Genomic DNA, 12,600 nt, shown 5'->3' on the forward strand with positions numbered 1-12,600 from the left:
TTGATTAATCTAATTTTGAGCTTTAGTTTCGAAACTGCAAGTAATTGTACCTATACATTAATACATCAAAGTATAAATGTGTAGTTTCTCATACAGATAGACAAAGTTGAGTTTTAACCTAAAAAGGATGTTTTTAATGCCTTAACAAGAATATTATAGCTACTACAAGATAAAATTAGAGTTGGCATATTGATGTAAAGAAAATGTAAACATGAGAGGTAATGATGTAGTGCTAAAGCTCCATTAAAAACTCAGTTAGGTTTTTATCATGCGGAACTTCTAATTTTTTACGCAAACGATACCGGCGTATTTCTACGCCTCTCAGTGATATATTTAGGAGCGAAGCCATTTCTTTGCTGCTCATATTCATGTGTAAGTAAGCACATAGTTTTAGGTCGTTTGGAACTAGGTCTGGATGGTTGGCTTTTAGCTTTTTAAAGAAGCTTTCATGAGCTTCATTAAAACTGCTTTCAAATAAGTTCCAATCACGTTCGTCATTCATTCCATCGTCAATAACTTTTTGAATTTTGCGTAATTGATCTTCAGAAAGTTTTTTGCCATTTTCATCTTTTAACTTGGTCATCTCTTCACTTAACTTTTGAAGTAACTCATTTTTATAAACCAAGCTCATTGCCGAATTGGCAAGCTCTCTATTTTTACTGGCCAGTTCCGCCTGCAATTTTTCTGTTTGTAATTTGATGATTTGTTTTTCAGTATTCTCGGCTTCTTTTTTTAAGTAAGCTTCTTTTTCTTGTTGAAGTTTTTCCTTAATTAATTGCTGGTCGCGATTTAACTTAGCTTCATAAATTTTTTTTCCAGTAATTAATGCAATAACAATGGCTATTAAATAAAAGGCAACGGCCCAATTACTGCCATACCATGGTGGTGCAACGCTAAATTTGAAGACAGTGATTTCACTAATCACCGATTCGCTAATTTTAGCTCTTACTTTAAATTTATAGCTTCCTCTAGTTAGGTTTGTGAAATCTTTCTGCGTAGCATAGCTCCAGTCAGACCATTGTTTAGAATATCCTTCTAAATAATATTGAAACTTAGTTTTAGCTTGTCGGTAATAAGGCAGTGAAAATGAAATTCGAATATTATTCCTGCTAAATGGGATTTCTATACTCTCATCATTATTTCCATTTTCCGTGAGTATTGAATACTTATCAGTAATGTCTTCAATTTTCCTAATTAATACAGAAGGCAGTTTAAGCCTTTCTGGAGTTTTTTCAGTGTTTGTAGTGTTATAGATTACAAAACCATCATCAACACTTATTAAATAAATTTTATTGCTAATTTGGCTAATGTTTTCGTAATACTGAACCATTCTTCCATCCAGAATACTAAACCTACTTGAATCTATAACGATTTTACCTGGCTCTTTTAGATTAACCAAGCTCATTTTGCCATGATCTATAAACCAATATTTCCTTAAGCCAGCAGGAATGATTTTATTTGAAGATGAAAAGCTCCCTAACTTGCTATTTAATGCTTCGTACTTGCTAAAATGATTACTGATCTCATCATAAACTAAAAAGCCCACATCAGAAGAAAAAATTATTTTATTCTCTAGGTTAAACATGTTGATGTTGAAATTACTAGGCAAACCATTTTTCTCATCAAAATACTTAATGTTGGTAGCCTTTTTTAAATCAGCGCTTAGCGTAAGCTTGTATAAACCTTTATAAGCATGGCTTATCCAAATATCCCCCTTCGCATCTTGTTCTACATACCTAGAAGGTTCTCCAAAACCCGCAACCTTATGGCTAAATTTCCAATTTCCAGCACCATCTTTAGCAAAAATGACTAAACCTGTATAAGTGCCCTGAATTAAATAATTAGGATTTGAGTTTAATTTCTTTATCATCCAACCACCACTAACCGTAGATATTTTCTCCATTCGATCTCCAACAATATTGAAAGTACCATCGTTATGCCCACAAATTAATTGATTGTCTATTTGACTTAAATCCCAAACTTGTCCTTGAGAATTTGGAATTAACTTAAAATCGAAAGAGTTAAATAGATTTCCATTATCTGGTAACCAAGGGCTACTAAATAAACCTTGATTTGTGCCTAAGTAGATTTTGTTTTTCACTATTAAACTAGAGTATACAGTTCCAAATTGCCCGGCTTTATCAAAGTAGAAATATAGCGGTGAGTTAAGTTCAACTCTATCTATCCCGTTATCTAAACCTGCCCAAAGATTTTGTTCATTATCTGCATAAAGGCTTAAAATGGTGTTGTTTTGTAAGCCACTTGACTTATTGATACGCTGCACCACTTTTCCATCTTCATCAATAATAATTAAGCCATTTAAAATTGTTCCATAAGCATAGTACTTATTTAAAATTTTTGCCCCGTTATTAAGTTGATATGTTTTAAGAAAATTATTTGCTTGGCTTATTAGCGGTGTAAACGTTGTTCCATTATAAATAAATAGTCCGTTTTTGCTAGTGCCAATAATAAAACTGTTATCCTTATAGGGAAGGATAGATAGTATACCCGTATTGCCTAATTGCTCACTTCCATTTAATAATTTTAATGAATTTCCTTGTAACTCAAATAGGCCTTTTCCTAATACTTCTGCAAATAATCTCTTTCCAACTTGATGCAGAAATAAAAATGAAGACGGGGGTTTTACAACATTAATTTTCTTGTTTTCATAAATATAGATAGTAGAAAAAGATTGAAAGATTATTCTCTTGCCATCTATGTATATTTTCCAAATCTCATTGGTTATTTGATGAGGTTTGGGAATCAGTTTAATCAAAGAATTATAGGTTAAACGTTTGTTCTGATAGTTCCAAAAACCAAACTCGCCAAAACTGCCTGTGTAAATGGTTCCATCTGCGGCTGTGGCAACAGCACGAACAATTTGATGGTTTGGCATTTTATATTGTTGCCAATATTTGCCATCAAAGGTTAATAGCCCTTCGGCATTGCCAAAATACATGATGCCATTTTTATCTTTTGCTATAGACCAATTCTGATTGCCGGATAAGTATGAGGATTTAGGGTAGTTTTGAACGTAAGGGACTCCTATACTTTGTATATCATTTGCAAATGTCCCAGTTGGCAAAAGCAAAAATGTAAGGTATACGGTAAAGTACTTAAACAAATTATTGGTCATTACAGAAGAACTGTTAGTCAAATATTTTTACAAAATAATTAATTAATAGGGATAATGAGCAATAATTTCTATTTCTTAATAAAAGGGAAAAAGTCTAATAATATTTTATAACTAACCAAACGAATTATTTGCTTGCTACAGGTTGAGGAACTTTTACATAATAACCCGTGCCATCATAAGGACGTTTACGTGGGTGAGTGGTACATGAAACTGAGCAGCAACCTTGTAAACTATCCCCACACTCATCACACTGTGTAATGTGCTCATTACACTCTGGATTGGCGCAATTAATCATTTTTGGTGTGGTTTTGCCACAATTATAACAAACAGAAACAATAGTAGGATTTACCGAATTTACATCAACTGCAATTCTGTTATCGAAAACATAACATTTACCTTCAAAATCTTTTCCGCCTGCTTCTTTGCCATATTTAATAATGCCCCCATGTAATTGGTAAACATCAGTAAAGCCATGGTGTAGAAGCAAAGCTGATGCTTTTTCGCACTTAATGCCTCCAGTACAATAAGTCATCACTTTTTTGTCTTTATATTTTGCTAAAGCCTCAATCTGGTCAGGGAAATCGCGGAAGTTTTCGATATCTAAAGTAACGGCGTTTTTGAACTTGCCAAGATTATGCTCATAATTAGACCTAACATCTAACACAACAACATCATCTCTATCTAACATCTCACTAAACTCAGTAGGCTCTAAATATTTTCCAGTTTTTTCATTCGGATTGATGATACTCGTATCTCTTAAGCCAGAATGCACAATTTCCGCTTTATAGCGACAATGCATTTTAATGAAAGAAGGCTCTGCAACCTCATCTATTTTAAAATCTGTTTTAGCAAAACGTTCATCAGCTTTTATATGAGCCATATAAGTTTCACAAGCTTCCTTTGTACCAGAAACTGTTCCATTTAAGCCTTCTTCAGCTACAATGATACGGCCAACTAATCCTAAGGATTTACAAAAAATTAAATGATCTGCAGCAAATTGTTCTGCATTTGCTATTGGAGAATAGCAATAATAAAGTAAGGTATTGTATGTCATAATTCATTGATACTGTTGCAAACAGCGTTTAATGCGCTACAAAGATAGTAAAAAAGGGTGAAGCATAAAAGGTTGAGAGGTGGAAGGTTAAACTATTGCATCTCCCTCCCTTTTGGGGAAGAGGGTTAAAATCCAAATGCAATTCTAAATCCTTGGTCTACTTTATAGTTTCCATTGTATGAATAGCCATAACTTACACCAAAACCAAATCTTTCAACTCCGAAATAAAATTCTTTATAGTTTTTCTTTCCAGGTTCGGTTAAATAATTAAAGCCTACAATTTCTTCCAATTTAAGTTTTCTCAAAAGCGGAATTTTATTGACAATAAAGCCAGCAAAGTTATGTTCAAAATGAGCCTCAATATATTGCTTACTAGTGCTATATTGATAAAAATCTAAATACCTAAACTTCCTTAAGTTTGAAGGGAAGATAGTTGAATTGTTTCCTCTAAAGTGTTTGCTGTCTGGATAAAATACGGCATTGTTGTTTAAAAACTTACCTGCTCCAACTACTATTGACGAATAGCCAACTAAACCCATTCTAACATGTTCTTGATAAATTTCAAAACTTAATAAATCATAATCAACATCACTGTTAAGTATTCCTTTAAAACCTTTTCTATAGCCTAAATTAAAGCGTGGAAACTTAGATTCCTCGTAAATTTTAGCATCAGGTCTAGTAATGTATTTCTGCCCGATAGTATAATTTAAACTTGCTGATATACTAAAGGATTGATAAGTTGGAAATAAAGGTGTTTCTATTGTTGGACTAAAAGGGTTGTTCGAAGTATATTCTTCATCCTTAACATTTCTAACTTTGTAGTCACTGGTGTTTTGCAAAGTCCTATTTTGAGCATAGTCAATTGAAACAGCTGCTTGCAAACCATCTGCTAGTTCTCTAGTCGTGTTTATGTTCGCAAATTCCTTCCTGTAAAATTTCGATAGATTTCTTTCAAATAATAATGAATTTATTGTATTTGAAAGTAGAGTCATAGAGCCATACCTATTTAAATCTGCAATGTCGGAACCAAAGCTGCCGCTAATGCTTGCTCGTTTTAGTGGGTCGTAATAATAGGTTCCACTTATATTCCCTGTAAAAATATGATTTGAGAAACCGTACCTCACCTCTGGTCTAATGGAGTAGAACTTCCTATCTTCGAGCCTTTGGGTATATGTTACGCCATATTTCGCCGCAAATCCTTCAACTGTGTTAAAAAATACGGACCTTATTAATGGATCGAAAGAAATAGTCCTTTTTTCATATCGTTTATTGTACCTATATCCAGACAGAAATAACTTACCTAGCCCAAATTCATTACTTTCTCGTTCTGTTGAATCTAGATAATGCTTAGTTGTTTTGCGCAAGGCGATACTATCCTTCTTTTTATAATCAAACCTTTCCTCGTCAGTTAGTGGAATTGGCCTATTGTTCATCCAGTACAATGAATCTTTCTTATTAACTGATTTAGTGATTTTTAAAATTTCTGAAGTAAAATAGTTTTTTGGAAAATCTGGGAAGGTATAATTGCTAAAGATTCCAACGAAATAGCCTTCAAACTTAAATCCTAATGCTTTTCCATTAAATTCAAATTTTGTAGTCGCTGGCATATAAACCTTTTCTAGCTTAACAAACTGTTGTCCAATATTTAAGGTATCTACAAAATTGATTCCTGCATCTTCTGTAAGGTAAAGGTTAGTTCCCATGATTCTCCAGGTATCATCAGCAATGTAAATTGTTCCTCTAAAAACAGGGTCGTTTTTACGACGGGGGATGACTTCAATTTTATTAATGATAACACCACTTTCTTCAGTGGTGCCTAAAAGTTTGTATTTATAATAAAACATGGCATTGTCTGAAATGGGAGAGACGAAACTTCTTGAGCTTAGACCAGAGCCTTCTAGCAAAAGATTCTCATAGAAGTTAATTAACATATCAGATGCTTTATTAAAGCTAAAGCCATTGTTATTCCCAGAAATCTTAGAAGAAACCATTTCCTCTTTAACTTTATCGGGACGTTTAAAGCTAAAAATAGATTGAGATTCTGAGAGGTATACAATTCCTTTCCTGTTGGTGTCTAAATCTAAAGTCTTTTGAACATCTCTGCCAAAGAATTTTTTTGGCGCGCCAACTAATTTTTGCAATCCTTTAATATATACATCAGCCTTGTACGATTCTACTTCATTTAAATATCTCTTTCTATTTTTAATGGCCTGCCTTATAATTTCAAAAGCTGGGTCTTCGGCATTTGCTTTAATTACAACATCTTTTAAGGTATAGCTTTCTGGTGCTAAAGTTTGGTTAACAGTCATGTCCTTTGTAACTGTTATAGCTTTTTCCAAAGCTTTAAAGCCAATTGCCTTGTAAATTAAAGTGTGATTGCCCTTGTCAAGCGTCAATTTATAAACGCCATCAATATTACAAGATGCCCCTTTTGCGGTATTTTTTATAAATACAGATGCAAATGGGATTACTTCTCCAGTATTGTCAGTAACTTTTCCAGTAATTTGAAATTGGCCGAACGATGTATTTATAACTGCTAAAATAACAATTAGCGAGAGGCATATTTTCTTCATAAGTATGTTAAAGCTGTAAATATCGTTCTAAGTTATAGTAGTTAACACAATAAATGTGTTAAAGTTTGTTAACTACTAATATATTTGTAGAGCAATTTAATAAGCAAATGGTTGCATCAAAAATTAAATAAATATGTACAAAACCCTTCAACCTGTTCTGCAAAAAGAACTTCAAGAAATAGAAAATGCTGGTTTATATAAGCGTGAAAGAATTATTACAACACCACAAGGAGCAGATATTAAAGTAAGCTCTGGGGCAGAAGTAATCAATTTTTGTGCAAATAACTATTTAGGCCTGTCGTCTCACCCAAAAGTAATCGAAGCCGCTAAAAAAGCAATAGACGATTATGGTTATGGTATGTCTTCTGTTCGTTTTATCTGCGGAACACAAAATATCCACAAAGAACTAGAAGCAAAAATTTCTGAATTTTTAGGTACTGAAGACACCATTTTATATGCTGCCGCTTTTGATGCAAATGGTGGTGTTTTTGAACCTTTGTTTGGTGCTGAAGATGCAATTATCTCTGATGAATTAAATCACGCTTCAATTATTGATGGCGTTAGACTTTGTAAAGCGCAGCGTTTCCGTTATAAAAATGCTGATATGGCTGATCTAGAGGCTCAGTTAATTGCAGCTAAAGATTGTCGTCACAGAATAATTGTTACTGATGGTGCTTTTTCTATGGATGGTTCAGTTGCACCTTTAGATCAAATAGCTGATTTGGCTGATAAATATGAAGCCTTAATTATGATTGATGAATCTCATTGTACTGGATTTGTTGGTAAAACTGGTCGTGGTACACATGAGCATTTTAACGTAATGGACAGGATAGACATCATTACTGGGACATTAGGTAAAGCTTTGGGTGGCGCATCTGGTGGATTTACATCTGGTAAAAAAGAAATTATCGATATGTTACGTCAACGTTCTCGCCCATATTTATTTTCTAATACTTTGGCTCCAGCTATTGCAGGTGCTTCTGTTGCAGTTTTAGATATGTTAAGCGAAACAACTAGTTTACGAGATAAATTAGAAAATAACACAAAATATTTCCGTGAAAAAATGACAGCCGCTGGTTTCGATATTAAACCAGGCTTTCATCCAATAGTTCCGGTAATGTTGTACGATGCTAAGATTGCACAAACTTTTGCGGCTAAAATGCTTGATGAAGGAATTTATGTTGTTGGGTTTTTCTATCCAGTAGTTGGACAAGGAAAAGCAAGAATTAGAGTTCAGCTTTCTGCTGCACATGAACAACATCATTTAGATAAGGCAATTGCAGCTTTTACAAAAGTGGGTAAAGAATTAGGTGTAATATAAGTTTTTATGAAAGGCATCTCGAAAGTTATTGGTTTAGGTTTTATGGTGTTAATGCTTTTTGCATGTGACAAAGCAGAAGAGGTATCTTATCAAACTAAAACAGAAGCCGAAATAATTTTAGACCTTTCTTATGGTACAGATCCAAAACAAGTAATGGATGTGTACTTGCCGCCAAATAGAACTTCTAACATGGCAACCATAATTTTAATACATGGTGGAAGTTTTATTGGTGGTGATAAATCACAGTATACAAATGCAGCTAAATACCTCGCTTCAAGTGGCTTCGCTGTTTTAAATGTGAACTATAGATTAGTAGATGCTACTGGAGTTTATAATCTGCCAAACCCTGTACACAAAGAGAGCGCTGTAAAATTAAAAGATCAGGTTGCCGATGTGAGTGCGGCAGTAGATTTTGCAATTGCACATGCAAAGCAATGGGTAATAAGTGGGAGTAGACTTTCTATTGCTGGTCATAGTGCAGGAGGTACTTTGGGGTTATTATATGCTTACGGAGATAAAAATGCCAATAAGGTAAAAGCAGTTTCAAATTTGGCAGGTGCCTTAGATTTAGTTTTCACTAATTTTTCTGGTTGGCAAGTTTTTCCTTCCTACATTGTTGAGGGGGGGTATCGCTTTACTGGTTTTGAAATTTCATTAGCAAATGAAACAGCATATAAAGAGATCAGTCCACTTTATTTTGCTAACGAGAATAAAAGAGTGCCAACTTTGAATGTTTTTCCTCAAAATAACATCGTAGAAGGACTGCCATTGCAAGATAAAGCCATTTATGATAAATTCACAGATAGATTACATGTACTTAAGGTGCCTAATGAACTTTATTATGTTAAAGGCGCAGATCATGCATTTAGTAAATCCATCCACATGCAAGAGGTGTTAGATAAATCGGTTAGTTTCTTCAACGAAAACTTATACTAGGGCTTTAGCATAAATTTTTAGTTCTTAGTTCATTTTCTTGTAATAAATGCGTTTCAAGTTAATATTTGAACTGGCTGCATATAAAATTATTCTATAAATTGCTGTATATTTGGCAGATGTTACAAGACCAGATCACACAGTATACCGCAGAGATCAATGCATTTGACACTACAAGTGCAGATGAGCTGGAACAATTCCGTATCCGCTTTTTGGGAACTAAAGGTATAATCAAAGATGTTTTTGACGAATTTAAGGCAGTTTCTCCAGAAGAGAAGAGAACGCTTGGTAAAGTATTAAATGAATTTAAGCAATTAGCAGAAGCTAAATATCAAGCTTTAAATGAAACTACTGCAAGTTCTAAGCTGAAAACTGAAAACTCACAACTGGATATGACACTTCCAGGCGAAGGTTTTGAAGTTGGCGCTCGTCACCCTTTGGCTTTAGTAAGAAGAGAAATCATCGAGATATTCAATAAACTTGGTTTTAGTGTAGCTGAAGGTCCAGAAATCGAAGATGATTGGCATAACTTTTCTGCTTTGAACTTCCCCGAAGAACACCCTGCAAGAGATATGCAAGATACTTTCTTCATCAAAAAAGGAGGAGAAAAAGGAGACATCGCTTTGCGGACACATACATCATCTGTACAAGTGCGCATGATGGAAGCAGGTCAGCCCCCATTTAGAGCCTTAATGCCTGGTCGTGTTTACCGTAACGAAGCAATTTCTGCAAGAGCGCACTGTTTTTTCCATCAAGTAGAAGGTTTGTATGTAGATGAAAACGTTTCATTTGCAGATTTAAAGCAAACCTTATTTTATTTTGTTCAAGAATTGTACGGTGAAGGGACAAAAGTTCGTTTCCGCCCATCATATTTTCCTTTTACAGAGCCAAGTGCTGAGATGGATATCTCTTGTACAATTTGTAAAGGCGATGGTTGCCAAATGTGTAAACACAGTGGTTGGGTAGAAATTTTAGGCTGCGGAATGGTAGATCCTAACGTTTTAGAAAACTGTGGTATCGATAGTAAAAAATACAGTGGTTTTGCATTCGGAATGGGAATTGAACGTATTGCTAACTTAAAATATGTAATTAAAGATCTACGTCTTTTTTCTGAAAATGATGTGCGTTTCTTAAAACAATATAAATCTGCAATTATCTAATGAGAAAGTATATCGGATTAGTTTTGGTTATTTTGCTTTTCACATCTTGTGCAAAGGAAGAAACCTTAATTCCCGATTTGCCCGTAAACTTTAGCGCACCCCTAACCGACCCAAGGTTAAGTAGGTTAAGTACAGCAGGTGGGGCGGTAACTTTAACAGGTTATGGTGTAGCAGGTATCATTATTTATCGCAGGGCGGATAATGCCTATGTTGCATACGATCGCTGCAGTACAGTTAATCCAGAACAGAAAAATGCAGTAGTGGTTGATGACCCTAATCTAACAGCAACAGATCAAGTTTCTGGCGCTAAATATTCCATGTACGATGGCAGCCCCGTTAAAGCCCCGGCAAAAACATCCCTAAAACAATATGGTGTTACCATTGCTGGTAATACTTTACAGGTAACTAATTAATGGAGCCAGAAAAAATAAAAGAAAGTATTTTAAGGGCCGCTAAAGAGCTTTTTAGAAAATATGGTTACCATAAAACCAGCGTAAATGAAATTGCCAAAAAAGCTAGAATAGCAAAGGCAACCATTTACAAATATTTTGATAGCAAAGAACAAGTGTTAGATGCTATCTTAATGGATTACCTAGATGTAAATCTTCACGAGATCATCAGCAATAAAGTAACCTTTGCCAACGAAGAAGAACATTTAAAAGCTCTGGTGATGAAAACCTGCCGTTTATCTTATACAGTTTGTAATGAATTTATTGGGTGGGATTTTGTTCGTGAAAATGCCAACTCGCAGGAGTTTCTAAAACATCTTTCAGACCAATTGGAAGCCCTTTTATTATCTGCATACTTAGAACTTGATCACTTTAAAAAGAACCCAGCTCGCCGTGGCGGATTGGCGTTTTTATTAAAAGCAAGTAAGAGCATCGTATTCTCATTTGCTTTTACCTCCGTAAGCGATGCTGATGTACGCAAGAACTTTGTCACCTTCCAAAAAGAGCTATTGCCTTATTTGGTTAAGGCAGCTTTGTAAGTTTAACAACCTTTCGTCATGCTGTCCCGATAATTATCGGGATTATTTCAGCATCTGGCTGAAAAGCACTTTATTATTAGCTATCTTTTTACTTATCTTGTTTGCCTATGAAGCAAGCATTAATTTTTGTAATTGTAATTCACATTGTATTTGTCTGCAAGGGGTATGGTCAAAAATCAGATTCAACTTTAATCATTAGCAAGCCAGCTTTTTATTTAATTCCAGATACAAGTGTTAGAGTAGAGCTTACTAATTCTTTAAAAGGATTTTTAAAAGCTAGAAATGATGTAGCTAACCCCAATCCATATATAGATTCTACTTATTTAAAAGAGAGCGTTGAACCTTTTTATTGGTTAAGTAATGCAGAAGCTAAAAAGCCAAATGGCAAGAATTTTTTTACACCAACATTATTGACGGTAATGCCAATTGGCGGGCAAAAGTATATCATGAAGCTTGCCTATATGGCGGTAAGCAAGAGTGATTCAAATATTCCAGAATTGAATTTAATTGCCTCATTTGAAGCAAGGAAGATTGGTGATAAGTATCTATTTTACAATACAATTGATTATAATACAAGGCTATATAATGTAAAACAAGTTGGTAACATTAAATATATTTATCCTAATAAGTTGGACGATAAAAAGGCAAAGAAAATGAATGATTTTAATACATCTTTTGCTAAGAAATTTAATGTTGAACCTTTAAAAATTACTTATTACAAATGTGATGACCCTGAGCAATTATTTAAAATGCTAGGATTTGATTACATAGAAAATATGTATTTTTCCTTGTCTGGTGGGTTGGCTTATCCATGGGCCAATACTTTACTTGCAGGAAATAATTCTGAACTATATGAACACGAAACAGTTCATTTTTATACCTCAACTTTATTTGAACATAAGACAAGGGAAGTTGATGAAGGTTATGCTACTTACATTGGTGGCTCTGGCGGGGTAAATCTAGATGGTTTATCAGTTTTTGCTAAAAATTATATTAATAGCAATAAGACATCAGACATCTGTGAACTTGCCACAAATTTCAAAGTTAGAATAGAAGGAGGAGTGCCAATTACCTATATATTAAGTGGTTTAGTTTGTAGAGACATTGAAGAAAGGTTCGGTGTAGATGGTATTAAGAAATTATTTACTCCAGAACCTCAAGAAGATTACTTTGCAACTTTAAAAAGAATTAATGGTATTGGAAAAGAAGAATTTCCAATATATATAAAAGGGCTTTTAGCTAAGTATTAATTTTTAAGCTTTCCCAATCATCCTCGTTACAAACGAGGATGATTAAGCAAAGCGATTTTATTGCCTGTTAATTGTTCCAAAGGCGGATAAGAATAAATGTTTTAGCAAACTATGCAACACCAAATAATTGTACCATCCCAATTTCTAAATCCGATTTAACGAAAATCCTTTTACAAAGTCCTTTA

The 12,600-nt window shown here is 34.2% G+C and carries 9 protein-coding genes; 6 read left to right on the forward strand and 3 right to left on the reverse strand.

What is annotated here, in order from left to right; translation table 11 throughout:
- Positions 1–232: 232 nt before the first annotated feature.
- The 3 genes from EZ428_RS06960 to EZ428_RS06970 all read right to left on the reverse strand — a co-directional run bounded on the left by EZ428_RS06960 (position 233) and on the right by EZ428_RS06970 (position 6,763).
- Positions 233–3,136, reverse strand: a complete 2,904-nt coding sequence (locus EZ428_RS06960; RefSeq protein WP_131552365.1) for a ligand-binding sensor domain-containing protein — start codon at positions 3,134–3,136, stop codon at positions 233–235.
- A 124-nt stretch (positions 3,137–3,260) separates the two neighbouring features.
- Positions 3,261–4,190: an oxygen-dependent tRNA uridine(34) hydroxylase TrhO gene (gene trhO / locus EZ428_RS06965; RefSeq protein ID WP_394343154.1), complete on the reverse strand. Its 930-nt coding sequence runs from the start codon at positions 4,188–4,190 to the stop codon at positions 3,261–3,263.
- A 125-nt stretch (positions 4,191–4,315) separates the two neighbouring features.
- Positions 4,316–6,763 (reverse strand): DUF5686 and carboxypeptidase regulatory-like domain-containing protein, encoded by a 2,448-nt coding sequence (locus EZ428_RS06970; protein ID WP_131552367.1) that lies wholly within the window; start codon positions 6,761–6,763, stop codon positions 4,316–4,318.
- Positions 6,764–6,896: 133 nt separating this feature from the next.
- Between EZ428_RS06970 and kbl the strand changes: the two genes are divergently transcribed.
- The 6 genes from kbl (at position 6,897) to EZ428_RS07000 (ending at position 12,415) form a co-directional block, all read left to right on the forward strand.
- Positions 6,897–8,084, forward strand: coding sequence for a glycine C-acetyltransferase (kbl, locus tag EZ428_RS06975; protein ID WP_131552368.1), 1,188 nt, complete (start codon positions 6,897–6,899; stop codon positions 8,082–8,084).
- Between the two features lie 6 nt (positions 8,085–8,090).
- Positions 8,091–9,020, forward strand: coding sequence for an alpha/beta hydrolase (locus EZ428_RS06980; RefSeq protein WP_131552369.1), 930 nt, complete (start codon positions 8,091–8,093; stop codon positions 9,018–9,020).
- Between the two features lie 116 nt (positions 9,021–9,136).
- Positions 9,137–10,177 carry a phenylalanine--tRNA ligase subunit alpha gene (gene pheS / locus EZ428_RS06985; RefSeq protein ID WP_131552370.1) on the forward strand — a complete coding sequence of 347 codons (1,041 nt, stop codon included), beginning with the start codon at positions 9,137–9,139 and terminating at the stop codon, positions 10,175–10,177.
- Positions 10,177–10,590 carry a Rieske (2Fe-2S) protein gene (locus EZ428_RS06990; protein WP_131552371.1) on the forward strand — a complete coding sequence of 138 codons (414 nt, stop codon included), beginning with the start codon at positions 10,177–10,179 and terminating at the stop codon, positions 10,588–10,590. Before pheS ends, EZ428_RS06990 begins: the two co-directional genes overlap by 1 nt.
- Positions 10,590–11,165, forward strand: coding sequence for a TetR/AcrR family transcriptional regulator (locus EZ428_RS06995; RefSeq protein WP_131552372.1), 576 nt, complete (start codon positions 10,590–10,592; stop codon positions 11,163–11,165). The genes EZ428_RS06990 and EZ428_RS06995 overlap by 1 nt, the downstream gene beginning before the upstream one ends.
- Before the next feature lie 107 nt (positions 11,166–11,272).
- Positions 11,273–12,415 (forward strand): hypothetical protein, encoded by a 1,143-nt coding sequence (locus EZ428_RS07000; protein ID WP_131552373.1) that lies wholly within the window; start codon positions 11,273–11,275, stop codon positions 12,413–12,415.
- The last annotated feature ends 185 nt before the right edge of the window (positions 12,416–12,600 follow it).

It is taken from the genome of Pedobacter frigiditerrae (assembly GCF_004331645.1).
GTDB classification, from domain to species: domain Bacteria; phylum Bacteroidota; class Bacteroidia; order Sphingobacteriales; family Sphingobacteriaceae; genus Pedobacter; species Pedobacter frigiditerrae.